Here is a 23,974-nt window from a genome sequence, read left to right as displayed (position 1 = left end):
ATCGTGGCGGCTCGTCGTCATCACCGGGCACCACCCCGCCCGACCCGCCATGAAGATCGTCAGCATTTCCGGCAGTCCCTCGCTCCGATCGCGCTCGGGCTGGCTGCTCCAGCTCGCGCAAACGAGGCTCGAAGGCACGGCCGACACCAGCCGCCTGATCGCGGTGCGCGAGCTGCCTGCCGCGCCGCTGCTGCACGCCGATGCGCGCAACGCCCCGATCCGCGCGGCCCTCGACGAGGTGCGCGACGCTGACCTGCTGCTCGTCGCGACCCCCATCTACAAGGCCGCGTACAGCGGCCTGCTGAAGCTGTTCCTCGACCTGCTGCCCACCGACGGCCTGCGCGGCAAGACCGTGCTGCCGCTGGCCACCGGCGGCAGCCTCGCCCACCTGCTCGCGCTCGACTACGCGCTGAAGCCGGTGCTGTCCGCCCTCGGCGCCCGCGACATCCTCGACGGCGTGTTCGCCACCGATGCGCAGCTGGTGCCGCACGAATCCGGTGGCTATGTTCCCGATGACGCGCTGGTCGAACGCCTCGACCGCGCGCTGCAACCCTTGTCTCCTCGCCCGCTTGCCATGAACGCCGGGTGATTCGGCACCCCGGCGCCGCAAGGGGCCGGGGTGTCTTTATCCTTCTTCGTCCACCTCCGGAAGTACCACCATGAACCTGCGGATCGACTCGCTGTTCTCGACGCGCCGCCGCCTCGGCCTCGTGCTGACCCTGGCCCTCGGCCTCGTCGCCGGCCCGGCCCTCGCGCAGACCCGCAGCGAGCTGCGCATCGGCTACCAGAAGTACGGCACGCTGACGATCCTGAAGGCGCGTGGCGACCTCGAGAAGCGCCTCGCGCCGCAGGGCGTCGACGTCAAGTGGACCGAGTTCCCGGCCGGCCCGCAGCTGCTCGAAGGCCTGAACGTCGGCTCGATCGATTTCGGCACCGTCGGCGAAGCACCGCCGATCTTCGCGCAGGCGGCCGGCGCCGACCTGGTCTACGTCGCGAACCAGCCACCCGCACCGGCCGGCGAGGCGATCGTCGTCGCGAAGGAGTCGCCGATCCGCTCGGTGGCCGGGTTGAAGGGGAAGAAGGTCGCGCTGAACAAGGGCTCCAACGTCCATTACCTGCTGGTGAAGGCGCTCGAGAAGGCCGGCATCAAGTACGGCGAGATCCAGACCGTGTTCCTCGCGCCGGCCGATGCGCGCGCCGCGTTCGAGCGCGGCAGCGTCGACGCCTGGGTCATCTGGGATCCGTTCCTGGCCGCGGCCGAGAAGCAGCTCGGCGCGCGCGTGCTCGCCGATGGCCGTGGCCTGGTCTCGAACCACCAGTTCTACCTCGCATCGCGGCCCTATGCCGACAAGCAGCCGCAGGTGATCCGCGCGATCGTCGAAGAGCTCGCCCGGCTCGACCGCTGGGCCGAGGGCAACAGCCGCGAGGTGGCCGCCTTCCTCGCGCCGCAGATCGGGCTCGACATCGGCGTGGCCGAAGTCGCCGCCGGCCGCTTCGCCTACGGCATCGTGCCGATCACGCCGACCGTGGCCGCGCAGCAGCAGAAGATCGCCGATGCGTTCTTCGAACTGAAGCTGATCCCGAAGGCGATCCGCATCTCCGATGCGCTGCCGACGGCGCTGAAGACCGCGAGCACGCCATGAGTTTCACGCGACGCGAACTGCTGCAGGCGAGCCTCGGCGCGGCCGCGGTGTCGCTGCCGGGGTTCGCGCATGCGGCTGAATCGGCACCCGCGCAGCTGCGCATCGGCTTCCAGAAGGCAGCCGTCAACCTCGTCGTGCTGAAGCAGCAGGGCGCACTGGAAAAGCGTTTCCCGGCCAGCACCGTCAAGTGGATCGAGTTCCCGGCCGGGCCGCAGCTGCTGGAGGCGCTGGCCGTCGGCAGCCTCGAGTTCGGCCTGACCGGCGACACGCCGCCGGTGTTCGCGCAGGCCGCCGGCAAGGACCTGCGCTACGTCGGCGCCGAGCCGCCGAAGCCGCTGTCGTCGGCCCTTCTCGTGAAGCCCGATGCGCCGCTGAAGACGCTGGCCGACCTGAAGGGCCGCAAGGTCGCGCTGCAGAAGGGGTCGAGCGCCCACTACCTGCTGGTGCGCGCGGTCGACCGCGCCGGGCTGCAGTGGTCCGACATCCAGCCGGTGTACCTCGCGCCGTCCGACGCGCGCGCCGCGTTCGAGCGCGGCAGCGTCGACGCCTGGGCGATCTGGGACCCGTACTACGCCGCCGTCGAGCTCGACCTGAAACCGCGCGTGCTGGCCAACGGCCGCGACCTGTCGAGCAACAACTCGTTCTACCTCGCGTCGCGCGCGCTCACCGAGCAGCACCCGCAGGCCGTGCTGGCGCTGCTGGCCGAGCTGAGCCGCGCCGATGCCTGGGTGCAGGCCCACCGCAAGGAGGCGGCGCAGCTGATCTCCGATTTCAGCGGGCTGAGCCTCGCGACCACCCATTTGTTCATCTCGCGCCGCCCGGTCTCGCCGACCGCACCGCTGACGCCGGCGATCGTCGCCGACCAGCAGCGCGTGGCCGATGCGTTCGCGCGGCTCGGCCTCCTCCCGCAGGTGGTGCGCGTCGCCGACATCGTCTGGTCCCCTACTTCGAAGTCCCTATGAAGATCCTCTGGTTCATCCCCACGCACGGCGATTCGCGCTACCTCGGCACCAGCAAGGGCGCGCGTGCCGCGACCTTCGACTATTTCAAGCAGGTCGCGATCGCGGCCGACAGCCTGGGCTACGAAGGCGTGCTGCTGCCGACAGGCCGCTCCTGCGAAGACTCGTGGGTGCTCGCCGCGAGCCTGATCGACGCGACGCGGCGCCTGAAGTTCCTGGTCGCGCTGCGGCCGGGGCTGGTGCAGCCGGTGCAGTCGGCGCGCATGGCCGCGACTTTCGACCGCCTGTCGGGCGGACGCCTGCTGGTCAACCTGGTGACCGGCGGCGATGCCGAAGAACTGGAGGGCGACGGCCTGTTCCTGCCGCACGCGCAGCGCTACGAGCTGTCGCGCGAGTTCCTGACGATCTGGCGTGAAGTTCTCGCGAAGAGCCACGACAACGAAGCGATCGACCACGAGGGCGAGCACCTGCGCGTGAAGGGCGGCAAGGTGCTGTATCCGCCGATCAACAAGCCGTACCCGCCGATCTTCTTCGGCGGTTCGTCGGACGAAGCGCACGAGCTCGCCGCGCAGCAGCTGGACACCTACCTGACCTGGGGCGAACCGCCGGCGGCCGTCGCCACCAAGGTGGCCGACATCCGCCAGCGCGCCGCGAAGCACGGCCGCACGCTGGAGTTCGGCATCCGCCTGCACGTGATCGTGCGCGAGACCGAGGACGAAGCCTGGCGCGCCGCGGCCGAACTGGTGTCGCACCTCGACGAAGAGACCGTCGCGCGTGCGCAGCAGAAGTTCGCGCAGATGGATTCGGTCGGCCAGCGCCGCATGGCCGAACTGAACAAGGGCAGGTTCAACCCGAAGAACGTGCGCGAGGGGCTCGAGGTGGCGCCGAACCTGTGGGCCGGCGTCGGCCTGGTGCGCGGCGGGGCCGGCACCGCGCTGGTGGGCGACCCGCAGCAGGTGGCCGACCGCATCCAGGAGTACGCGGCGCTCGGGCTGGAGTACTTCATCCTCAGCGGCTACCCGCACCTGGAAGAGGCGCACCGCTTCGCCGAACTGGTGTTCCCGCTGCTGCCGGTGAACCTGCGGGAACGGCTGGCCGGCCAGGTGCTCACCGGCCCGTTCGGCGAGGTCGTCGCCAACACCTACGTGCCCCAGGTTTCGCAAAGCTGATCACCATGCCCGACTTCCGCAGCGTCGACCACGTGCAGTTGCCCATTCCCCTTGGCGGCGCCGTGCGGGCCCGCGCGTTCTGCGAGGACGCGCTCGGCCTGCGCGAGGCAACCGCCTCGAACTGATCGAACCCCACCACCCTGATGCGGAGACGCAGCACCGTGTCACGGACATCCGGATCGCCGTTTAGAGCGACCTTCGACGGCGTGCGCCGGCGCCTGCTGCCCTGGCTGCTGCCGGTCGCGGTGCTGCTCGCGTGGGAGCTGTCGTCGCGCAGCGGCTGGCTGTCCACGCGCGTGCTGCCGGAGCCGCTGGCCGTCGTGAAGGCGTTCTGGGCGCTGCTGCTGTCCGGCGAGATGGCGCAGCACGTGGCCACCAGCACCGGTCGGGCGCTGGCCGGTTTCGCGATCGGCGGCGGGCTCGGCCTGCTGCTGGGGCTTGCGACCGGCTCGTGGCGCGCGGCCGAGACGCTGCTCGACTCGACGCTGCAGATGGTGCGCAACATCCCGACGCTGGCGCTGATCCCGCTGGTGATCCTGTGGTTCGGCATCGAGGAGTCGGCCAAGCTGTTCCTGGTGTCGCTGGGCGTCTTCTTCCCGGTCTACATCAACACCTTCCACGGCATCCGCTCGGTCGACAAGGGGTTGATCGAGATGGCGCGCAGCTACGGGTTGTCGGGCTGGGCGCTGTACCGGCACGTGATCCTGCCGGGCGCGCTGCCGTCGATCCTGGTCGGCGTGCGTTTCTCGCTCGGCTTCATGTGGGTGATCCTGATCGTCGCCGAGACGATCTCGGCGCAGGCCGGCATCGGCTACATGACGATGAACGCGCGCGAGTTCCTGCAGACCGACGTGGTGCTGGTCGGCATCCTGCTGTACGCGCTGCTCGGCAAGCTGGCCGACGTATTGGCCAAGGGATTGGAGCGCTGGTGGCTGCGCTGGAACCCGGCGTATCAGGTGGCGAAATGATGTTCAAGAGGATGGCGATGTTGCCCTCGCAGATCGAGTTGCAGAGCATGGCGTTTGCGGGCGAGTCGGCCGGCGACGCGACCTTGCGCGAGTCGAGCGCCGCGGTGCCGCGCCGCAGCGCGCCGGCCGGCATCGGCCTGCAGGTGAGCGGCCTGTCGAAGCGCTTCGGCGAGCGCGAGGTGCTGTCCGGCATCGACCTGCGCGTCGACCCGGGCGAGTTCGTCGCGATCGTCGGGCGCAGCGGCTGCGGCAAGAGCACGCTGCTGCGGCTGGTGGCCGGGCTGGAAGAGGCGAGCGCCGGTGCGCTGAGCCTCGACGGCGCACCGCTCGCGCAGCACAGGAGCGACCTGCGCTTCATGTTCCAGGATGCGCGGCTGCTGCCGTGGAAGCGCGTGATCGACAACATCGCGCTCGGGCTGGATGCGGCCGATGGGCGCGAGCGCGCGCTGGAAGCGCTGGCGCAGGTCGGCCTGGCCGATCGCGCGAACGACTGGCCGGCGGTGCTGTCGGGCGGTCAGCGGCAACGCGTCGCGCTGGCCCGCGCGCTGGTGCACGCGCCGCGGCTGCTGCTGCTCGACGAGCCGCTCGGCGCGCTGGATGCGCTGACGCGCATCGAGATGCAATCGCTGATCGAATCGCTGTGGAAGCGGCACGGCTTCACCGCGCTGCTGGTGACGCACGATGTGTCCGAGGCGGTCGCGCTGGCCGATCGGGTGCTGCTGATCGAGGACCACCGCGTGACGCTGGACGAGCGCATTGCGCTGCCGCGTCCGCGATCGCGCGGCAACGCGGCGTTCGCGGCGCTGGAGGAACGGGTGCTGCAGCGGGTGTTGCAGACGCCGGGAAGCGACGCCCCCGAGACGCTGCCGCCCTTCGCCGACTGGCGCTTTTCCGTGTAGCCCGGATGCCAATCCGGGGTTTGTCCGACACATCCCGGATTGGCATCCGGGCTACAGGTTGATCCGACTCTTGGCACACTGGCGGCCATGCCCGCCTCCGAACCCCTGCTGATCGCCTGCCTCTGCGCCGCCTGGTGCGGCACCTGCCGCGAGTACGAGCCGCTGTTCGACAGCCTGCGCGCCGAGCACCCCGACGCGCAGTTCGCCTGGGTCGACATCGAGGACAACGACGAGGTGCTCGGCCCGATCGACGTCGAGAACTTCCCGACGCTGCTGATCGCCCGCGGCGACCGGCCGCTGTTCTTCGGCACCGTGCTGCCGCATGTGCAGACGCTGTCCCGCCTGGTGCAGAGCGCCACCGAGGGCAACCTGCCCGGCGTGCGCGAAATGGGACTCGAAGGCATGCCGGCCCGGATCCGCGCCCTCCAAGTCGACAGCGCCTAAGCCAGAAAGCGCATAAGAACGGAAGTTTTGATTCGTTCCGCGAGTTAGGCCGGCTGCCTACCATTCGTCTCCTCCCCGCGGCTTCGGGCCGCCCACCCAGGACGATTTCATGACGACGGCTCGCTTCATCCGCCACTCGCTGCTCTCCCTCGCACTGGCCGCCACGGCGGGCGTCGCGCTCGCCAAGGACATCACGCTGCTCAACGTGTCCTATGACCCGACGCGCGAGCTCTACCAGGAATACAACGCCGCCTTCAGCAAGTACTGGAAGGCCAGGACCGGCGACAACGTGACGATCAAGGCCTCGCACGGCGGCTCGGGCAAGCAGGCACGCTCGGTGATCGACGGCATCGACGCCGACGTGGTCACGCTGGCCCTCGCCTACGACATCGACGAGATCGCCGAACGCGCCAAGCTGCTGCCCACCGACTGGCAGAAGCGCCTGCAGCACAACAGCACGCCGTACAGCTCCACCTACATCTTCCTGGTGCGCAAGGGCAACCCGAAGGGCATCAGGAACTGGGACGACCTCGTCAAGCCGGGCGTCTCGGTGATCACCGCGAACCCGAAGACCTCGGGCGGCGCGCGTTGGGGCTACCTGGCCGCCTATGGCTTCGAGCTGAAGCGCAACGGCGGCAACGACGCCAAGGCCCGCGAGTTCATCTCGAAGGTCTACAAGAACGTGCCGGTGCTCGATTCGGGCGCGCGCGGCGCCACCGTGACCTTCGCCGAGCGCGGCATCGGCGACGTGCTGCTGGCCTGGGAGAACGAGGCCTACCTGTCGCTGAAGGAATTCGGCGCCGACAAGTTCGATGTGGTCTACCCGCCGATCAGCATCCTGGCCGAGCCGCCGGTGTCGGTGGTCGACAAGGTGGTCGACAAGCGCGGCACCCGCGAGGTCGCCCAGGCCTACCTCGAATACCTCTACACACCGGAAGGCCAGGAGATCGCGGCGCGCAACTTCTACCGCCCGATCGACCCGAAGATCGCCGCCAAGTACGAGAAGCAGTTCCCGAAGCTGAACCTGTTCACCATCGACGAGGTGTTCGGCGGCTGGACCAAGGCCCAGAAGACCCACTTCGCCGACGGTGGTGTATTCGACCAGATCTATTCGAAGTGATCTGAAGCATTAAATCGCAAGTAAGCGCGGGCTTCAATTGATCGCGGCGGGCGCTTCGGCGTCCCGCCGCGAACTCGCTTGTGCAAAAAACTCATAAGGATTCGCCGATTGAGTCGTTCGCTGTTGCGGTGTCCGTCCGTAACATCGCCGCTCCGATCTGCATGGGCTGCGTCGTTGGCGGCCGAAACACCATGTCCTCACGCCTTTCCGCTGCGCGTCGCGCGCTCCTGCTGTCCTCCATCGGTGCCGCCGCGCTGTTCGCCTTCGCGCCCGCCCATGCGGCCGGCCCGACGCTGCTGAACGTCAGCTACGACGTCGCCCGCGAGTTCTTCAAGGACATCAACCCGGCGTTCCAGAAGTCCTGGAAGGCCGCGACCGGCGAAGACGTGGCGATCAACCAGTCGCACGGCGGCTCGAGCAAGCAGGCGCGCGCCGTGCTCGACGGCCTCGAGGCCGATGTCGTGACAATGAACCAGTCGAGCGACATCGACGTGCTGGCCACCCGCGGCAAGCTGCTGCCGGAAGACTGGGCCAGGCGCCTGCCGAACAATGCGGCGCCGACCACCTCGCTCACCGTGATCCTGGTGCGCAAGGGCAACCCGAAGGGCATCAAGGACTGGGGCGACCTCGCGAAACCGGGCACCAGCGTCGTGATCCCGAACCCGAAGATCACCGGCAACGGCCGCTACAGCTACGTGGCCGCCTGGGGCTCGGTGATCAAGGCGGGCGGCACGCCGGCGCAGGCCCGTGAGCTGGTGCAGAAGATCTTCGCCAACGTGCCGGTGTTCGACGGTGGCGGCCGCGCCGCGACGACGACCTTCGCGCAGCGCAACATCGGCGATGCGCTCGCGACCTTCGAATCCGAAGTGAACCTGATCAAGGAAGAGTTCGGCGACAACTTCGAGGTGGTCTACCCGAAGGCGACGATCCTGGCCGAGAACCCGGTCGCGGTGGTCGAGAAGGTGGCCGACAAGAAGGGCACGCGCAAGCAGGCCGAGGCCTACCTGAAGTTCCTGTGGACCGACGAGGCGCAGGAGATCGCCGCCAAGCACCAGCTGCGCCCGCGCAGCGCGACCATCCTCGCCAAGTACGCGAAGGATTTCCCGAAGGTCAACACCTTCACGATCGATGAGGTCTTCGGCGGCTGGACCAAGGCGCAGAAGGAGCATTTCGACGACGGCGCGATCTACGACCAGATCCTCGCCGCCGCGAAGAAGTAAGCGCCTTCCGTGCTGTTCACCCGCACCCTGCTGAAGCGGCACAGCGTGCTGCCGGGCTTCGACCTGGCGCTCGGCTTCACGCTGCTGTACCTGAGCTTCATCGTGCTGCTGCCGCTGTCGGCGGCCTTCCTGAAGACGGCCACGATGACCTGGCCGGCGTTCTGGGACGCCGTCACCGCGCCGCGCGTGCTCGCGTCGTACCGGCTCACCTTCGGCGCGTCGTTCGCCGCCGCGCTGATGAACTCGGTGTTCGGGCTCGTCGTCGCGTGGGTGCTGGTGCGCTACGAGTTCCCGTTCAAGCGGCTGATCGATGCGCTGGTCGACCTGCCGTTCGCGCTGCCGACCGCGGTGGCCGGCATCGCGCTGACGGCGCTGTACGCGCAGAACGGCTGGATCGGCCGCTACCTGCCGTTCAAGGTCAGCTTCACGCCGCTCGGCGTGTTCGTGGCCCTCACCTTCATCGGCCTGCCCTTCGTCGTGCGCACGCTGCAGCCGGTGCTGGAAGACCTGCACAAGGAGATCGAGGAGGCCGCGGCCACGCTCGGCGCGTCGCGGCTGCAGACCTTCACGAAGGTGATCTTCCCGATCATCTCGCCGGCCTTGCTGACCGGCTTCGCGCTCGCGTTCGCGCGGGCGCTCGGTGAATACGGCTCGGTGATCTTCATCGCCGGCAACATGCCGCTGATCAGCGAGATCACGCCGCTCTTGATCATCACGAAGCTGGAGCAGTACGACTACACCGGCGCCACCGCGATCGCGGTCGTGATGCTGGTCAGTGCGTTCGCGCTGCTGCTGGGGATCAATGGCCTGCAAGCCTGGACCCGCGCGAGGCAAGGCCGATGAACACCGTGACCGTTCCCCGCAACGCCGCGAGCCCGGCCGTGGCCCCGCGCCACCTGCAATCAGCCACCACCGAACCCGCGTGGGTCAAGTGGACGCTGATCGGCATCGCGCTCGCGTTCCTGACGCTGTTCCTGTTCGTGCCGCTGGCGATCGTGTTCGCCGAGGCGTTCAAGAAGGGTGTTGGCGTCTACTTCGCCGCCATCACCGACCCCGATGCGCTGTCGGCGATCAAGCTGACCTTCATCGCGGCGGCCATCTCGGTGCCGATGAACCTGGTGTTCGGCATCGCCGCCGCCTGGTGCATCGCGAAGTTCGAGTTCCGCGGCAAGAACGTGCTGCTGACGCTGATCGACCTGCCGTTCTCGGTCAGCCCGGTGATCTCGGGCCTGATCTACGTGCTGCTGTTCGGCCTGCAGGGCTGGTGGGGCGAGTGGCTGCGCGACCACGACCTGAAGGTCATCTTCGCGGTGCCGGGCATCGTGCTCGCGACCGTGTTCGTGACCTTCCCGTTCGTCGCGCGCGAGCTGATCCCGCTGATGCAGGCCCAGGGCACCGAGCAGGAAGAGGCGGCCCGCGTGCTGGGCGCCAACGGCTGGCAGATCTTCCGGCGCATCACGCTACCGAACGTCAAGTGGGCGCTGCTGTACGGCGTGATCCTGTGCAATGCGCGCGCGATGGGCGAGTTCGGTGCGGTCAGCGTCGTCTCGGGCCACATCCGCGGGCAGACCAACACGATGCCGCTGCACATCGAGATCCTCTACAACGAGTACCAGTTCGCCGCGGCGTTCGCGGTCGCGTCGCTGCTGGCCGGCCTGGCGCTGGTGACGCTGGTGTTGAAGTACCTGGTCGAGCGCCGCGTGCGCGCGCAGAAGAAGGCGGCCGAAGGCCGCTCGGAATGAGGTTTCCAGAATGAGCATCGAAGTCCGCAACCTGAAGAAGAGCTTCGGCAAGACCGTCGTCTGCGACAACCTGAACCTGGACATCCCGGCCGGTGAACTGGTGGCGCTGCTCGGGCCCTCTGGCTCGGGCAAGACCTCGCTGCTGCGCATCATCGCGGGGCTGGAAGTGCCCGACAGCGGCACCGTGCTGTTCCACGGCGAGGATGCGACGAACACCGACGTGCGCGAGCGCCAGGTCGGCTTCGTGTTCCAGCACTACGCGCTGTTCGGCCACATGACGATCTTCGAGAACGTCGCGTTCGGGCTGCGCGTGCGGCCGAAGGCCACGCGGCCGAGCGATGCCGCGATCAAGGCCAAGGTGCTCGACCTGCTGAAGCTGGTGCAGCTCGACTGGATCGCCGACCGCTACCCGCACCAGCTGTCCGGCGGCCAGCGCCAGCGCATCGCGCTCGCGCGCGCGCTGGCGGTGGAGCCGAAGGTGCTGCTGCTCGACGAGCCGTTCGGCGCGCTCGACGCCAAGGTGCGCAAGGAGTTGCGCCGCTGGTTGCGCCGGCTGCACGACGAGATGCACGTGACCAGCGTGTTCGTCACGCACGACCAGGAAGAGGCGATGGAGGTGGCCGACCGCATCGTCGTGATGAACCAGGGCCGCATCGAGCAGGACGGCCCGCCGGACGAGGTGTACGACCACCCGGCCAGCCCGTTCGTGCTGCAGTTCCTCGGCGACGTGAACCTGTTCCACGGACGCTTCGGGCGCAGCGGCGCGGGCACGGCCGCCGAAGACGTGAGCTACGTGCGGCCGCATGAGCTGCAGATCCTCGGTTCGGCCGAGGACGGCACGCTGGAAGTGACGCTGTCGCAGGCGCTGACGGTCGGGCCGAACACGCGGCTGGAGTTCAAGCGCGAAGACGACGGCAGCTATGTCGACGTGGAGCTGCCGCGTTCGGAGTACCAGGGCCTGCGCGAGAAGCTGCAGCTGGCGACCGGTTCGAAGGTGCACCTGAAGCCGCGGCGCGTGCAGCGGTTTGCGAGCGACGAGTTGCCGGACCCCGCGGCGATGATCTGAGGACTCCGCTGGGCTTCGACAGGCTCAGGGCGAACGGTTTTCTCCGTTCGGGCTGAGCCTGTCGAAGCCAGCGCAGTCAACGAGCCTGGCTACTCCTCGACCGCTTCCCCGTTCAACGACCGCTCCACCGTCTCGCGCGTCAGCGTCGGTGCGAACGCCTCGATGAACGAGTAGACATACCCGCGCAGCCAGGTGCCACGCCGCACCGCGAGCCGCGTCAGGTTGACCGCGAACAGATCCCGCGCATCGATCGCGCGCAGTTGCCGGTCGCGTTCCGGATCGAACGCGATCGACGCGACGATCCCCACCCCCATGCCGAGTTCGGCATAGGTCTTGATCACGTCGGCGTCCATCGCGGTCAGCACCACGCTCGGCTTCAGCCCCTCGGCGGCGAAGGCCTCGTCGATGTGGGTGCGGCCGGTGTAGCCGACGTCGTAGGTGATGATCGGGTAGCGCGCCAGGCGCTGCAGCGTCAGCGGCCCCTCCTGCTTCAGCAGGTCATGGCCGATCGGCACCACCACGCTGTGCGTCCAGCGGTAGCAGGGCAGCGCCACCAGCTGCTCGTAGCTGGCGAGCGCCTCGGTCGCGATGCCGATGTCGGCCTCGCCGGACAGCAGCATCTCGGCCACCTGCTTCGGCGAGCCCTGGTGCAGGTTCAGCGTGACCTGCGGGTACAGCTGGCGGAAATCGCGCACGACCGCCGGCAGCGCATAGCGGGCCTGCGAGTGGGTCGCGGCGATCGACAGCCGGCCGCTGGTCTGCGCGCTGAACTCATCGCCGGCGCGGCGCAGGTTCTCGGCATCCAGCAGCAGCCGCTCGACGATCGGCAGCACCGCCTCGCCGGGCGGCGTGAGGCCGGTGAGCCGCTTGCCGGCGCGCACGAAGATCTCGATGCCGAGCTCGTCCTCGAGTTCGCGGATCTGCCGGCTGATGCCGGGCTGGGACGTGTGGAGCACCGCGGCAACCTCGGTCAGGTTGAAGCCGCAGCGCACGGTCTCGCGGACAGACCGCAGTTGCTGGAAATTCATTCGCGTGGGCGCGGCCGCGGGGGTGGCCGCGGCATGCGCATGAGTAGGTGCGTGATTCTGCTGAGCAGTCCCGCTGCCTACAACGAACGTTTGCTTATGACCATATTCGTGTCGGGATCACGACAGCAGCTGCTTGCGGGCCCGGTGCAGGCGCACGAACAGGTTGTCCTCGGTGATCGACAGCGCCGCGCAGACCTGCTCGGTCGGCTGGTCGTGCAGCACGCGCAGCCGCATCACGTCGCGCAGCCCGGTCGGCAGGGCCTCGATGCGCGCGAGCATCCGGTCGAGCTGCTGGCGCTGCTCGGCGACCTGGTCCGGGCGCGGCTGCGGGCACTCCACCGCGGCGGCGCCGACCGCCTCGCCGTCGTCGTCCAGCCACTGCGCATCCAGGCTGTCATGGCCGGCGCGCTGGCGCACCAGGTCGACGATCTTGTTCTTCAGCACCGCCGTCAGCCACGAGCGCAGCGCGGCGCGCCCGCCGAAGCTCGCGCGGCCGCTGAGCACCGCCTCGAACACGTCGTGCACCACGTCCTCGGCCAGCATCGGGTCGTGCAGCCTGCGCTGCGCGAAGCGCACCAGGTAGCCGCGGTGCGCCACCACCTCGGGCCAGGACACGGCGGCCGGCATGAAGGCGGTCGATGCGGAAGCGGCGGCGGTGGCTTGCATGGTGGGCTCCTGGGAACGGGCGTTGTCGATGGCATGACTGTCGCCAGCGCACCTCGCGCCCCCCTCGCCCCACATCACAGGAAGATCACATTTGCCTCAGGATGCGGTTCTCCCGCCCTGTAAGAATCTTCCCGGCCCGCACGACAATCGCCCCATGCCCGCCACCATCCTCGTCGCCGAAGACCAGACCGACATCCGCGATCTGATCGTGCTGAACCTCAGCAATTCGGGTTATGCGGTGACTGCGGTGGCCGACGGCGTCGCGGCGCTGGCCAGCCAGAACGAGCAGGCGAGCGACCTGCTGATCCTCGACCTGATGATGCCGGGCCTGGACGGCCTGGAGGTCTGCAAGGCGCTGCGCGCGCGCGGCCGCAGCACGCCGATCCTGATGCTCACCGCCAAGGCGACCGAGCTCGACCGGGTGCTCGGGCTGGAGCTGGGCGCCGACGACTACCTGACCAAGCCGTTCTCGCTGGCCGAGCTGCTGGCGCGCGTGAAGGCGCTGCTGCGCCGCGCCGACCTGCTGCGCGCCGCGCAGGCCGGCGCGCAGGCGCAGGCCAGCACGCTGCGCAACGGCGACCTGGAGATCCTGCCGACCAGGCGCCAGGTGCGCTACCGCGGCGACGAGATCGACTTCACCGCGCTCGAGTTCGACCTGCTGCTGCACTTCGCGAGCCACCCGGGGCACGTGTTCTCGCGCGGGCAGCTGCTGAACGCCGTGTGGGGCTACACGCACGACGGCTACGAGCACACCGTCACCACGCACATCAACCGGCTGCGCGCCAAGCTCGAGGCCGATCCGATGCGGCCGCAGCTGATCCTCACGGTGCGCGGTGCCGGCTACAAGATGCGTGACGCTCCAGCATGAGCGTGCGCCTCAAGATCGCGCTGACCATCCTCGCGACCGGCCTGGTCACCGCGCTCGCGGTGATCGCCACCGTCGCGTTCGCGTTCCAGCGCTTCGAGCACGAGACCACCTACCAGCGCGCGACGCTGTTCCTCGGCCGGGTCGTCGCGATGTACGACAACCTGTTCGAGATGCGCGAACGGCATCCGCAGGACTTCGACGGCTTCCTGAAGAACCTGGTGCTGTTCGAGCCCGACACCCAGCTCTACCTGCTCGACGTGCAGGGCACCGTGCTCGCGAGCACCGGCTCGGCGAAGCTCGCGCCGGGCTTCCGCGTCGCGATCGATCCGGTGCGGCAGGCGGTGTCATCGCAGGCGTCGTCGTACGTGATGGGCGACGACCCCGAGCGCATGGACGCCGATGCGGTGATCGCCGCGCGGCCGATCCGCCGCCCGCTGATCCGCAGCGGCGACAACCTCGCCGGCTACCTGTACCTGGTGGCGCACAAGGCCGACCTGCCGGCCGACCGCTGGCAGGTGCTGAGCGCGAGCCTCGCGCGGCCGGCGCTCGGCGTGATCGCCGGCATCGTGATGCTGACCACGCTGCTCGCGGCGATGGTCATCGCCTCGGTGACGCGGCCGCTGCGGCGGCTGACCGATGCGGTCGCGATGCTGTCCGAGAAAGGCCTGCAGCATGGCGCGGCCGATGCGCAGCCGCTGCTGCCGCCGGCCACCGCCGACGAGTTCGGGCAGCTGACGCGTGCGTTCGGCGCGATGCTCGCGACGCTGCAGCGGCAGTGGAACGCGCTGAGCCGGCTCGATCATTTCCGGCGCGAGGCGGTCAGCAACCTGTCGCACGACCTGCGCTCGCCGCTGACCGCGACCGATGCCTGCCTGGAGACGCTGGAGGCGCGCTGGGCCGGCGATGCGGCGCGCAGCGAAGACCGCCGGCTGGTGGAGGTGGCGCTGCGCAACACGCGCAATGCATCGCGCCTGGTGAAGGCACTCGGCGACCTCGCGACGCTCGACGAGCCGAGCTTCCAGCTGCGCGCCGAGCAGGTCGACCTGCGCGAGCTGCTCAATGACATCGAGATGCGCTTCGCCGAGCGCGCGGCGCAGTCGGGCGTCGAGCTGCGGGCCGAGCTCGGCGAGGCGCCGGTGCCGGCCCAGGTCGACGTCGAGCTCTTCGAGCGCGCGATCGCGAACCTGGTCGACAACGCGCTGAAGTTCTGCGGTCGCGGCTGCCGCGTGACGCTGGCGGCCGCCTGCGTCGGCACGCAGGCCGAGGTCAGCGTCAGCGACACCGGGCCCGGCATCCCGGCCATCGACCTGCCGCATCTGTTCGATCGCTTCTACCAGGCGCGCACCAAGGTGGCGCCTGCCACCGGCGAAGGCGGCAAGGGCCTCGGGCTCGCGATCGTGAAGCGCATCACGGAGCTGCATGGCGGCGAGGTCGAGGTGCAGAGCCCGGCCGAGATCAACACATCAGGCACGCGCGTGACCCTGCGCATTCCCTTGCTGCGGGACAGCGCTGCCCTGTAACGGTGCAGGAAAACACCTAGTGCGTGCGTGAAGGCCTGCTCCCAAAATCCGCCCACTCGCGGCCGACATCCCCGGATGACCGGCTGGGCGGGGGACTGAGGAGACAGACACAACGCATCCAGGGTCGCGTCATTCACGCGTTCAAGGCTGCGACACACCGACAGGCCGGCACTCCAGAGAGCGACCGGACCGATGACAAAATGCGAAGGGCGCCAGGTGATCCTGGCGCCCTTTCCCATTCCGGGATTCCTTTTCTTCCCTGCCCCCCGCATGCTCGATCTCGTCACGGTCACCCTCGCCTCGTTGTTCGCAGGCTTCATCGATGCCATCGTCGGCGGCGGCGGGCTGATCCTGGTGCCGGCCCTGTTCAGCGTCTACCCGAACGCGGTGCCGGCCACGCTGCTGGGCACCAACAAGGGCGCGGGTGTCTGGGGCACCGGCTGGGCCACCGCCCAGTTCGCCAAGCGCGTGCAGCTGCAGTGGAGTGCGCTGCTGCCGGCCGCGGTGGCGGCGCTGGTCGGCGGGCTGAGCGGTGCGTGGACCGTCACGCTGGTCAGCGCCGACGGGCTGCGCAAGGCGCTGCCGCTGATCCTGGTCGGCGTGCTCGCGTACACCCTGGCGCGCAAGGACATGGGCCGCACGCACGCGCCGCTGCACAGCGGTCGCACGCAGGCGCTGCTGGCCAGCGGCATCGGCCTGGTGATCGGTTTCTACGACGGCTTCTTCGGCCCCGGCACCGGCAGCTTCTTCGTGTTCCTGTTCGTGCGGCTGCTCGGCTACGACTTCCTGAACGCGAGTGCGAGCGCGAAGCTGCTGAACACCGCGACCAACCTGGCCGCGCTCGCGCTGTTCGCGATCAAGGGCCACGTGTGGTGGCACATCGCGCTGACGATGGCGGTGGCCAACGTGATCGGCAGCCTGCTCGGCACGCGGCTCGCGCTGAAGCACGGCGCGGGCTTCGTGCGCGGGGTGTTCATCGCGGTGGTGTCGGCGCTGATCCTCAAGACGGGGTGGGACGCGTTTCTGCGCTGACTGGTGGGCCTGCGGGGCCTGCATCCTCGGTGGGCGCGGGAGGGAGCTCGCTCCGCAGGCGGCGCGTGAACGTGGCCGCCACCCGCTCGGAGCGCACGAAGTACAAGGTCCACACCAGGCTGAAGAACACGGAACGGCCGACCTCGGCCCAGTTGCGCGCCGACGCGGCATCGTCGGTCTTGAGCAAGCGGGCCGCCACCACCAGGTCGGCCGCATGGACGAGGGGCGTGATCACCATCCACCCGATGAGCAAGGCCGGCAGGCTGCTGCGCCTGCGGAAGAACAGCACCGCGATCATGACCACGAAGATCAGCTTGGCCAGGTTGATGGCCAGTTCGATCAGCATCACCGGCGCCCACATCGGGTCGTAGGCGCTCTGCCCGGCGACGGTCAACGCATTCCAGGTCTGCAGCGAGTAGCTCGGCAGGGTCGAGCCGATGTCGAATACCAACCTCACCGGTGCGAAGACCAGCGACAGTCCCACGAGCACCAGCCAGCTGCGCAGGCCGGCGAGCGACGGATCCTGCACGGGCGCCCGGGGCAGCGGATCCCAGCGGTACAGCTTCCACGCCAGCATGCACCAGAGGCCGGCGAACATCGCTCCGAGGAGCGCGACCAGCCAGTTGAAGCCCGTGCCGGCCGCGGCCGCCGGCACCGCTCCCGCGTCGTTCTTGTAGAAGTTGTAGCCGAGGTTGCCGCGCGCGCGCTCCAGGTTGCCGGCATAGCGCTGCGCGTCGGCACCGGCGACCTGATCGACATGCGAGACCAGCCGGTCGCGCAGGGTGACCACGCGGCGATCGGCCTGGGTGCCGACGCTGTGCTCGAAGCTGAAGACCGGGTCCTTGACCTCGGTGTGCTCCGCCTGGATCGGCCATTCCCCGGGCAGCCGCACCTCGACCGTGTGCACGAACTCGGTCGGCAGGCCCAGGGCCAGCGGCGCATCGCGGCGGGTCTGGCGCGGGGCGCGCAACGCGTCTTCCATGTCGGGGGCGAACACCGCGGACTCCAGCCGCTTCTTGTCCTCGTTGCGGGTCCAGAACGCGGTGATGCGGTAGCTCTCCGTCACGGTCACCCGGTTGGCATGGCCGTCGTCGGCCACCGTGATCGGGCTGGCGACCGCGATGTCGGGGTAGTAGCGGGCGTAGTAATTCAGGTAATTCTTCTGCAGGTCGTCGCGGTTGGTCGTCGCGAGGCTGTCGCGCAGCGATTCCGCATAGGTGCCGTCCGCGATGGTGGCGACCGTCAGCCGCACCGGCTGGTCCAGCCCGGCGCCGGCGTCGATCAGCATGCGCACCTCGCGATGCTGCTGCGGGGCCGGCGGGACCTCGGCCAGGCCGGTGGTGCCGGCGCCGACGACGAGCGCGCGGCCGAAGCCGGCCTGCACCAGGGTGTCGAGCGTGCCCGGCTGCGGTGATCGCGTCGGGTCGAGCCAGTAGGTCGTTCCATCGACCTCGGCTCGCACGACCACATGGTTGAAGGCGCCAGGTGTCGGCTGCAGATCGGCGATCGTGCCGCGCGAACTGGTGTGCACCAGCGCCGGGCGAGCCTCGATGCCCAGCGCATGCAGCATCGTGACCGTCAGCAGCGACTTGTCCTTGCAGTCGCCGAAACGGCGCTCCAGCACGGTATCGGGCGCGCTCGGCGCATGCGAGCCCGGACCCACCTCCACCCCCAGGTAGCGAATCTCGCCTTGCACGAAGCGCAGCACCTGCGCCGTCTTGTAGGGTGCACTGCCCCCTGCAGCCGCGATGCGATCGACCTCCGCACGCAGCGCCGGCCCGAGGACGGCGGGCAGGCGGTACAGCGGCTCGGCCCAACGGGCGACGGCGCCCCAGTCGGCGAACTCGCTCCACTGCACGACGGGATAGGGATTGAAGCCCTCCGGGGCGCCGGCCTCGACCACCAGCGGTGCCACATCGCGCGCTTCCCAGCGGTGGTCGACCAGGCCGTCGTGCTCGGTGATCACGGGCTGCAACGCGGTGTGCAGCGGCTTCAGCGCCAGCTTGCGCGCCACGGGCCACGCCAGGCGCGCCACCAGCTGGTGCACCGGCACGTTCCATTGGAGTTCGATGCGGCCGAACTGCCGGTTGCCGAACACCGGGTTGCTGCCACGCACCGAGTAGGCGTACTCGACGACATCGCCGACGCGCACGTCTTCGAGGAACACGTGAGCCGTCTTGCTGCCGTCGAAGATGCGGTACTCGAGCTCCTTTTCCTGTTGCAGCACCTTGACGGCCGCGGCATTCAGCTTGGAGATGACGCGGCCGTCGCGGTGCAACCGGATCGAGTGCAGGCTCAGCACCTGCCAGGCCGGGTCGAAGCCGATCTGCACATGCGCCACCGATTCGACCCCCGATTGATTCACCGCCTTCATCGCGAGGTGCCGCCAGGTCGTGCGGTCCTGGGCGTCGACGCGCGTCTGCGTGTCCGACAGCAGGTAGTGAACGCCCGCGCTCAGCTGTTCGGTCGGCGCAGAGGCCGCCAGGTCCGGGGCGATGGCTTCGACCCAGGCCGGCGGCGCGCTGACCGTGAAATCGGCGGCCGCCACGCTGGCCCCGGCCAGCAGGCCTGCGAAGACTGTGAAGAGGCCTCGCAGCCTGCGAATGCGAAAGTTCGACATCAAGACATCCCCCTCCAGGGCGCGGCTGGTCCGCGGACGTGTCTCCGCCTGTCACGTGCGGCGGATGAACGGCATGCAGTGTCGGCGAATCCAGGGGCCCGACCGGCCCCGGCGGGTGCCTGCCGCGCCAACAAAGGCTGAAATTCCCGCCTGTTCGATGGATCGGGCGCCGGCTGGCTGCGTAGCATCGACCGTGAAGAACTGCTCTACGACCCGGATTCCGCCATGCCTCCCATCGATCCCAAGCTGCGTTCACTGAACATCGACGTGCCCGCCCAGCCGGAAGCGCTGGTGAAGTTGTCCCTGCTGCTCGCCGAGGACGACGTGAACCTGCAGGCGCTCGCCCGCCTGATCGAGAGCGACATGGCGCTCGCCTCGGCGGTGCTGAAGGCCGTGAACTCGTCGCTGTACGGGCTGAAGGGCCGCGTGCAGAGCGTGCAGCAGGCCGTCACCTACCTCGGCACGCGCGAAGTCGCGGCCGTCACCTTCGAGATGGGCCTGCGCGCGGTGTTCCCGCCGGCGCCCGAACTGGAACCGCTGTGGCAGCGCGCCGGCGTGCGCGGCCTGCTGATGGGCCGCATCGGCCAGGTGCTGAGCGTCGACCCGTGGGGCGCGCATTCGGCCGGGTTGTTCGAGGAATGCGGCAAGGCGGTGCTGTTCAAGCATTCGCAGGCCGTCTACCAGCCGATGCTCGCCTCGGCCGCCGACGACACCGAGCTGATGTACCTGGAGCACCAAGCCTTCGGCGTCAGCCACGACCTGCTCGGCGCCGCGCTGTGCGAGAGCTGGGGCCTGGCCGCGGCAGCCGTCGCGAGCGTGCGCCATCACGTGACGGTGAACGCGACGCGCGAGCTGCCGCCGCAGGTGCCGCGGCGCTCGATCTGCGCGCTGTCGGCGCTGGCGAATGCGCTGATGACCGACCCCGATTCGCTCGAGGAGGTGGCGCGCGCGGTGGCGCCGCAGGCGCTGCTCGACGAGACGCTGGTGCTGCGCGGTGCGCGCAAGGTCAAACAACAGATCGAAGACGCCGAAGCCCGCTAGCTTCGGCTGGCGCTCACACGCGCCGCGTCGTCTCCCGCACGATCAGCTCCAGCGGCGGCACGTGCACCTCTTCGGCGGCGTGCCCGAGCATGCCGAGCAGCGCGTGCGCCGCATACAGACCCATCTCGTAGATCGGCTGGCGCACCGTCGTGATCGGCGGCGTCAGGTAGGCCGCCGCCGGCAGGTCGTCGACACCGACCAGCGACACGTCGTCCGGCACGCGGATGCCGCGGCGGTACAGCACCACCCGCGCACCGAAGGCCGACTGGTCGTTCGCGCAGAACACCGCGGTGAACGAGCGCCCGCCGTCGAGCAGCCGCGTCATCGCGAACAGGCCGCCCGGCTCGGTGAAATCGCCCTGCACCACCAGCTCGGGGTCGGGCGTCAGCCCCGCCTCTTCGTGCGCCTGCAGGTAGCCCTGGTAGCGGTCCTTCGCGTCGTCGTGGTCGCGCACGCCGGCGATGTGGGCGATGCGCCGGTGCCCGAGCGAGATCAGGTGGCGCGTGGCCAGGTAGCCGCCGCGCACCTGGTCGAGCTTGATCGCGATGATGTTGTGGCTGTCGAGGTGGCGCCCGGTCACGACGATCGGCTGGTGGCGCGCGAACTCGACGATCTGCGCGTCGTCCATGTGGCCGGTGAGGATCACGACGCCATCGATGCGGCGCGTCATCAGCAGCCGCACCCGCTCGGCCTCTTCACGCGCATCCCAGTGGCCGCTGACGATGATCGGCGCATAGCCGCTGCCCAGCAGCCCGGTCTCGATGCCCTTCATCGCCCGCGTGTAGAACGGGCTCTCGATGTCCTGCGCCAGGATGCCGATGGTCATCGTGGTGCCGGTCTTCAGGCTGCGCGCGAACAGGTTGGGCTTGAAGTCGAGCTTGCTGATGGCGGTTTCAACCGCCTGCCGCTTGTCGGAGGTGACGCGGGCGGTGCCATTCAGGATGCGCGACACCGTGCTGGGCGAGACGCCGGCCTCGCGTGCCACGTCGAGCAGGGTCACGGCAGCCGGCACAGTCAGGGGCGAACGTACGGTCGGACGGGTCACGGTGGGCTGTGGCGAGAGGGCGATTCGCGATTTTGCATGGGGTTTCAAGTATGGCAACGTTTTCAGAGCCTTGCCGAAACCAGATGGCACCATGAGCGGGATCGATGGCTCGCCTCCTGGCGCCTGGATTGTGTGCTGGTGCAACGGATGATGGCTGAAGCGCCGGCCATGAATGGCGCCAATGCTGGCCTGCAGCGTTATTGTGAAACCGCATGCCCCGGCCCGGCACGGCGCGCCATCTCGGGGATTTCCCCAGTCTCGAATGTCTTGACCGATGGTGTCGCCACGTTTCTAATTCGTTTCATTCTGAAATCGATTTCAGAAATGAGGGCAGATTCAGAGAAACAGAACTGTCCGGATTCCCTTCAGGGTGAGTCCGGAGAGGACTTTCCCTCATTGGTGCAGCACCCCGGGTTTTGTCGATTGACACCGGGGCACGCCGCCGCTGAAATCGTTTGCAGAAGTGAAATCGATTTCAGCCGAGCCGATCTGGCCGAAGTTCGACCCGCGTCAGGCACGAGCCTGTACAAAAGCCGACGGAGCAAAAGGCAGCCCGCCCGGCGTCCACAAAGACCTTAGGAGACCCGACGTGACACGACTGACGAAACCCCTGCTGCTGTGCGCAGCGCTGGCGATGGCCGGAGCCGTTTCAGCCCAGACCACGACGACGCTGACGGTGGCGTCCTTCCCGAGCTTCGACCTGGCCGTCAAGGCGGCGATTCCGCTGTACAAGAAGCTGCACCCCGAGGTCGAGATCAAGCTGACCAGCCTGGCCTTCGGCGACCACCACACCGCGATGACGACGGCGCTGGCCACCGGTGCCAACGTGCCGGACGTGATGGCGGTGGAAGTCGGCTTCATCGGCAAGTTCGCCGAGTCGGGCGGCCTGGAGGACCTCGGCAAGGCGCCGTACAACGGCCTGCAGTACCAGTCGAAGATCGCCAAGTTCACCGTGCCGCAGGGCATGAGCGGCAGCGGCGCGCTCGCCGCGATGCCGGCCGACATCGGCCCGGGCGCCCTCTTCTACCGCAAGGACCTGCTCGACAAGGCCGGCGTCAGCGAGGCCGACCTCACCAAGACCTGGGAGTCGTACATCGAGTCGGGCAAGAAGGTGAAGGCCGCGACCGGCGCCTACCTGCTCGCGAACGCAGTGGACATCAAGGACATCTACATCCGCTCCGGCCTGAAGGACGGCGAAGGCATCTTCTTCGACAAGAAGGGCACGCCGCTGATCAACACGCCGCGCTTCCAGAAGGGCTTCGAGCTGGCAAAGGCGGCCCGCACCGCCGGCATCGACGCCAAGATCGCCGCCTGGTCCAACGAGTGGAGCGAGGGCTTCAAGCGCGACAAGGTGGCCTCGCAGATGATGGGTGCCTGGCTGGCCGGCCACCTGTCGAACTGGCTGGCACCGGAATCCAAGGGCAAGTGGCGTTCGGCGCAACTGCCCAACGGCGCGTTCGCCTCCTGGGGCGGCTCGTTCTACGCGATCCCGAAGAAGGCGGCGAACAAGGCCGCGGCCTGGGACTTCATCAAGTTCATGAGCCTGGACAAGGGCATGCAGATCGAGGCCTTCCGCAGCCTGGACGCGTTCCCGTCGCTGATCGAGGCGCAGAGCGATCCCTTCATCGACCAGCCGATCGAGTACCTGGGCGGCCAGAAGGCGCGCCAGCTGTGGAAGCTGTCGGCCGACAAGATCAAGGCGATCGCCGTCGACAAGTACGACCCGGTGGCCAACGACGTCGTGAACGCCGAGCTGGACAAGGTGCTCGAGCAGAACAAGGACATCAAGACCGCCCTGGCGGATGCGCAAGAGCAGGTCAAGAAGCGCGTTCGCCGCTGACCCGCTGCGTGTGACTCACGTCTGATCTCCCGCTGAACGACCGGGCACGGCGCGCACCGCCGTGCCCGGCTTGTACCCGACACCATGCAGGCCATGCCCAAACCCACGGTCCCGGCGACCACGGACACGACGACGCCGCTCGTCGCGCAGCCCGGCACGCGCAAGCGCCGCCGCAGCTTCCGCGACATCGCGCCGTACGTGTTCATCAGCCCGTTCTTCGTCCTGTTCCTGGTGTTCGGGCTGTTCCCGCTGCTGTTCTCGATCTTCATGTCGTTCCACCGCTGGGAGCCGGCGGCCGGGCTGGAGGCGATGCAGTGGGTGGGCCTGGAGAACTACATCTACGTCGTCACCAACGACGACTGGTTCCACAAGTCGCTCTACAACACGGTGTGGATGGCGATCGTCTCGGGCGTGCCGCAGCACCTGGTGGCGCTGCCGCTGGCGTTCTTCCTGCACACCGCGTTCGGCCGCTGGCGCAACGCGGTGGTCGGCGCGTACTTCCTGCCGTTCATCACGTCGACGGTGGCGATCTCGCTGGTGTTCTCGTCGCTGTTCTCGCGCGACTACGGCGTGGTCAACGCGGCACTGGGCGCGATGTCGCAGGTGCCGGTGATCGGCTGGCTGTTTCCGGCGCAGAACATCGACTGGGGGCAGCCGTACTACACGAAGTGGATGATCTCGTTCGTCGTCTGGTGGCGCTATGTTGGCTTCAACACCGTGCTGTACCTGTCGGCGATCCAGACGATCCCGAAGGACCTGTTCGAGGCCGCGACGATGGACGGCGCGAAGGCCTGGCAGCAGTTCCGCTACGTGACGCTGCCGATGCTCAAGCCGATGATCTTCTTCGCGGTCACGCTGACCATCATCGGCAACCTGCAGCTGTTCGAGGAGCCCTTCATCCTGACCGGCGGCACCGGCGGCCTGGACCAGGCCGGCAAGACGGCGGCGATGCACATGTACGCCACCGCCTTCATCGACAACGACTTCGGCACCGCGTCGAGCATCGCGTGGCTGCTGTTCATGGTGATCGCCGTGGTGACCTGGGCCAACAACCGCCTGCTTGGCGAAAAGAAGGCCTGACGCG

The 23,974-nt window shown here is 68.5% G+C and carries 22 protein-coding genes; 18 read left to right on the top strand and 4 right to left on the bottom strand.

The features are described 5' to 3' along the window. Positions 1 to 49 precede the first annotated feature (49 nt). The 12 genes from ssuE to AC1DXV_RS00720 all read left to right on the top strand — a co-directional run bounded on the left by ssuE (position 50) and on the right by AC1DXV_RS00720 (position 11,230). Positions 50 to 589, top strand: a complete 540-nt coding sequence (gene ssuE / locus AC1DXV_RS00775; RefSeq protein ID WP_477865521.1) for an NADPH-dependent FMN reductase — start codon at positions 50 to 52, stop codon at positions 587 to 589. Between the two features lie 70 nt (positions 590 to 659). Next, the gene (locus AC1DXV_RS00770; RefSeq protein WP_477865520.1) at positions 660 to 1,643 is read left to right on the top strand and encodes a sulfonate ABC transporter substrate-binding protein; all 984 of its coding nucleotides are present in this window, start codon (positions 660 to 662) and stop codon (positions 1,641 to 1,643) included. After that, positions 1,640 to 2,605, top strand: a complete 966-nt coding sequence (locus tag AC1DXV_RS00765) for a sulfonate ABC transporter substrate-binding protein (RefSeq protein WP_477932110.1) — start codon at positions 1,640 to 1,642, stop codon at positions 2,603 to 2,605. The genes AC1DXV_RS00770 and AC1DXV_RS00765 overlap by 4 nt, the downstream gene beginning before the upstream one ends. Next, entirely contained in the window at positions 2,602 to 3,771 is a 1,170-nt protein-coding gene (ssuD, locus tag AC1DXV_RS00760) for an FMNH2-dependent alkanesulfonate monooxygenase (protein WP_477865518.1), read from the top strand. Before AC1DXV_RS00765 ends, ssuD begins: the two co-directional genes overlap by 4 nt. A gap of 218 nt (positions 3,772 to 3,989) precedes the next feature. After that, on the top strand, positions 3,990 to 4,739 hold the full coding sequence (ssuC, locus tag AC1DXV_RS00755) for an aliphatic sulfonate ABC transporter permease SsuC (RefSeq protein WP_477865523.1): 750 nt from the start codon (positions 3,990 to 3,992) through the stop codon (positions 4,737 to 4,739). A gap of 17 nt (positions 4,740 to 4,756) precedes the next feature. Further along, complete coding sequence (locus AC1DXV_RS00750; RefSeq protein WP_477865517.1) at positions 4,757 to 5,638, top strand: ATP-binding cassette domain-containing protein; 882 nt, start codon at positions 4,757 to 4,759, stop codon at positions 5,636 to 5,638. 87 nt (positions 5,639 to 5,725) lie between these two features. Then, complete coding sequence (locus AC1DXV_RS00745) at positions 5,726 to 6,082, top strand: thioredoxin family protein (protein ID WP_477865516.1); 357 nt, start codon at positions 5,726 to 5,728, stop codon at positions 6,080 to 6,082. A 109-nt stretch (positions 6,083 to 6,191) separates the two neighbouring features. Then, positions 6,192 to 7,202: a sulfate ABC transporter substrate-binding protein gene (locus AC1DXV_RS00740; RefSeq protein WP_477865515.1), complete on the top strand. Its 1,011-nt coding sequence runs from the start codon at positions 6,192 to 6,194 to the stop codon at positions 7,200 to 7,202. A gap of 191 nt (positions 7,203 to 7,393) precedes the next feature. After that, positions 7,394 to 8,422 (top strand): sulfate ABC transporter substrate-binding protein, encoded by a 1,029-nt coding sequence (locus AC1DXV_RS00735; RefSeq protein WP_477865514.1) that lies wholly within the window; start codon positions 7,394 to 7,396, stop codon positions 8,420 to 8,422. 9 nt (positions 8,423 to 8,431) lie between these two features. Continuing rightward, positions 8,432 to 9,265, top strand: coding sequence for a sulfate ABC transporter permease subunit CysT (cysT, locus tag AC1DXV_RS00730; RefSeq protein WP_477865513.1), 834 nt, complete (start codon positions 8,432 to 8,434; stop codon positions 9,263 to 9,265). Next, on the top strand, positions 9,262 to 10,164 hold the full coding sequence (cysW, locus tag AC1DXV_RS00725; protein ID WP_477865512.1) for a sulfate ABC transporter permease subunit CysW: 903 nt from the start codon (positions 9,262 to 9,264) through the stop codon (positions 10,162 to 10,164). Before cysT ends, cysW begins: the two co-directional genes overlap by 4 nt. Positions 10,165 to 10,174: 10 nt before the next feature. Continuing rightward, positions 10,175 to 11,230, top strand: a complete 1,056-nt coding sequence (locus AC1DXV_RS00720) for a sulfate/molybdate ABC transporter ATP-binding protein (RefSeq protein WP_477865511.1) — start codon at positions 10,175 to 10,177, stop codon at positions 11,228 to 11,230. 89 nt (positions 11,231 to 11,319) lie between these two features. Here AC1DXV_RS00720 and AC1DXV_RS00715 read toward each other — a convergent pair whose 3' ends face one another. Together AC1DXV_RS00715 and AC1DXV_RS00710 are read right to left on the bottom strand one after the other, a co-directional pair. Continuing rightward, complete coding sequence (locus AC1DXV_RS00715; protein WP_477865001.1) at positions 11,320 to 12,258, bottom strand: CysB family HTH-type transcriptional regulator; 939 nt, start codon at positions 12,256 to 12,258, stop codon at positions 11,320 to 11,322. A 117-nt stretch (positions 12,259 to 12,375) separates the two neighbouring features. Next, positions 12,376 to 12,924 (bottom strand): RNA polymerase sigma factor, encoded by a 549-nt coding sequence (locus tag AC1DXV_RS00710; RefSeq protein WP_477865000.1) that lies wholly within the window; start codon positions 12,922 to 12,924, stop codon positions 12,376 to 12,378. A 154-nt stretch (positions 12,925 to 13,078) separates the two neighbouring features. Between AC1DXV_RS00710 and AC1DXV_RS00705 the strand changes: the two genes are divergently transcribed. The 3 genes from AC1DXV_RS00705 to AC1DXV_RS00695 all read left to right on the top strand — a co-directional run bounded on the left by AC1DXV_RS00705 (position 13,079) and on the right by AC1DXV_RS00695 (position 16,344). Beyond that, entirely contained in the window at positions 13,079 to 13,792 is a 714-nt protein-coding gene (locus tag AC1DXV_RS00705) for a response regulator (protein ID WP_477864999.1), read from the top strand. Next, on the top strand, positions 13,789 to 15,312 hold the full coding sequence (locus AC1DXV_RS00700; RefSeq protein WP_477864998.1) for a sensor histidine kinase: 1,524 nt from the start codon (positions 13,789 to 13,791) through the stop codon (positions 15,310 to 15,312). Before AC1DXV_RS00705 ends, AC1DXV_RS00700 begins: the two co-directional genes overlap by 4 nt. Positions 15,313 to 15,582: 270 nt before the next feature. Then, the gene (locus AC1DXV_RS00695) at positions 15,583 to 16,344 is read left to right on the top strand and encodes a TSUP family transporter (protein ID WP_477864997.1); all 762 of its coding nucleotides are present in this window, start codon (positions 15,583 to 15,585) and stop codon (positions 16,342 to 16,344) included. Here AC1DXV_RS00695 and AC1DXV_RS00690 read toward each other — a convergent pair. Continuing rightward, positions 16,313 to 18,964 carry a DUF3857 domain-containing protein gene (locus AC1DXV_RS00690; protein WP_477864996.1) on the bottom strand — a complete coding sequence of 884 codons (2,652 nt, stop codon included), beginning with the start codon at positions 18,962 to 18,964 and terminating at the stop codon, positions 16,313 to 16,315. The genes AC1DXV_RS00695 and AC1DXV_RS00690 overlap by 32 nt on opposite strands. 225 nt (positions 18,965 to 19,189) lie before the next feature. Here AC1DXV_RS00690 and AC1DXV_RS00685 point away from each other — a divergent pair, with 225 nt between their 5' ends. After that, on the top strand, positions 19,190 to 20,005 hold the full coding sequence (locus AC1DXV_RS00685) for an HDOD domain-containing protein (RefSeq protein WP_477864995.1): 816 nt from the start codon (positions 19,190 to 19,192) through the stop codon (positions 20,003 to 20,005). Positions 20,006 to 20,018: 13 nt separating this feature from the next. On the opposite strand, the gene AC1DXV_RS00680 is transcribed toward AC1DXV_RS00685, so the two are convergent. Next, positions 20,019 to 21,005 carry a LacI family DNA-binding transcriptional regulator gene (locus AC1DXV_RS00680; RefSeq protein ID WP_477864994.1) on the bottom strand — a complete coding sequence of 329 codons (987 nt, stop codon included), beginning with the start codon at positions 21,003 to 21,005 and terminating at the stop codon, positions 20,019 to 20,021. A 634-nt stretch (positions 21,006 to 21,639) separates the two neighbouring features. Between AC1DXV_RS00680 and AC1DXV_RS00675 the strand changes: the two genes are divergently transcribed. Together AC1DXV_RS00675 and AC1DXV_RS00670 are read left to right on the top strand one after the other, a co-directional pair. Then, the gene (locus AC1DXV_RS00675; protein ID WP_477864993.1) at positions 21,640 to 22,890 is read left to right on the top strand and encodes an ABC transporter substrate-binding protein; all 1,251 of its coding nucleotides are present in this window, start codon (positions 21,640 to 21,642) and stop codon (positions 22,888 to 22,890) included. A 93-nt stretch (positions 22,891 to 22,983) separates the two neighbouring features. After that, the gene (locus tag AC1DXV_RS00670; protein ID WP_477932108.1) at positions 22,984 to 23,970 is read left to right on the top strand and encodes a carbohydrate ABC transporter permease; all 987 of its coding nucleotides are present in this window, start codon (positions 22,984 to 22,986) and stop codon (positions 23,968 to 23,970) included. The last annotated feature ends 4 nt before the right edge of the window (positions 23,971 to 23,974 follow it).

Source organism: Rhizobacter sp. P3_C12, assembly GCF_056402735.1.
This window is presented reverse-complemented; position numbering and strand designations above follow the sequence as displayed.

What these genes read in the sequence shown, in the direction of transcription:
- AC1DXV_RS00740 (WP_477865515.1), top strand. Translation starts at nt 6,192, where the DNA reads ATGACGACGGCTCGCTTCATCCGCCACTCGCTGCTCTCCCTCGCACTG.
- AC1DXV_RS00710 (WP_477865000.1), bottom strand. Translation starts at nt 12,924, where the DNA reads ATGCAAGCCACCGCCGCCGCTTCCGCATCGACCGCCTTCATGCCGGCC.
- AC1DXV_RS00735 (WP_477865514.1), top strand. Translation starts at nt 7,394, where the DNA reads ATGTCCTCACGCCTTTCCGCTGCGCGTCGCGCGCTCCTGCTGTCCTCC.
- AC1DXV_RS00765 (WP_477932110.1), top strand. Translation starts at nt 1,640, where the DNA reads ATGAGTTTCACGCGACGCGAACTGCTGCAGGCGAGCCTCGGCGCGGCC.
- ssuE (WP_477865521.1), top strand. Translation starts at nt 50, where the DNA reads ATGAAGATCGTCAGCATTTCCGGCAGTCCCTCGCTCCGATCGCGCTCG.
- AC1DXV_RS00705 (WP_477864999.1), top strand. Translation starts at nt 13,079, where the DNA reads ATGCCCGCCACCATCCTCGTCGCCGAAGACCAGACCGACATCCGCGAT.
- AC1DXV_RS00750 (WP_477865517.1), top strand. Translation starts at nt 4,757, where the DNA reads ATGTTGCCCTCGCAGATCGAGTTGCAGAGCATGGCGTTTGCGGGCGAG.
- AC1DXV_RS00690 (WP_477864996.1), bottom strand. Translation starts at nt 18,964, where the DNA reads ATGTCGAACTTTCGCATTCGCAGGCTGCGAGGCCTCTTCACAGTCTTC.
- AC1DXV_RS00715 (WP_477865001.1), bottom strand. Translation starts at nt 12,258, where the DNA reads ATGAATTTCCAGCAACTGCGGTCTGTCCGCGAGACCGTGCGCTGCGGC.
- AC1DXV_RS00695 (WP_477864997.1), top strand. Translation starts at nt 15,583, where the DNA reads ATGCTCGATCTCGTCACGGTCACCCTCGCCTCGTTGTTCGCAGGCTTC.
- AC1DXV_RS00685 (WP_477864995.1), top strand. Translation starts at nt 19,190, where the DNA reads ATGCCTCCCATCGATCCCAAGCTGCGTTCACTGAACATCGACGTGCCC.
- AC1DXV_RS00720 (WP_477865511.1), top strand. Translation starts at nt 10,175, where the DNA reads ATGAGCATCGAAGTCCGCAACCTGAAGAAGAGCTTCGGCAAGACCGTC.
- AC1DXV_RS00670 (WP_477932108.1), top strand. Translation starts at nt 22,984, where the DNA reads ATGCCCAAACCCACGGTCCCGGCGACCACGGACACGACGACGCCGCTC.
- AC1DXV_RS00700 (WP_477864998.1), top strand. Translation starts at nt 13,789, where the DNA reads ATGAGCGTGCGCCTCAAGATCGCGCTGACCATCCTCGCGACCGGCCTG.
- cysW (WP_477865512.1), top strand. Translation starts at nt 9,262, where the DNA reads ATGAACACCGTGACCGTTCCCCGCAACGCCGCGAGCCCGGCCGTGGCC.
- AC1DXV_RS00770 (WP_477865520.1), top strand. Translation starts at nt 660, where the DNA reads ATGAACCTGCGGATCGACTCGCTGTTCTCGACGCGCCGCCGCCTCGGC.
- ssuD (WP_477865518.1), top strand. Translation starts at nt 2,602, where the DNA reads ATGAAGATCCTCTGGTTCATCCCCACGCACGGCGATTCGCGCTACCTC.
- AC1DXV_RS00745 (WP_477865516.1), top strand. Translation starts at nt 5,726, where the DNA reads ATGCCCGCCTCCGAACCCCTGCTGATCGCCTGCCTCTGCGCCGCCTGG.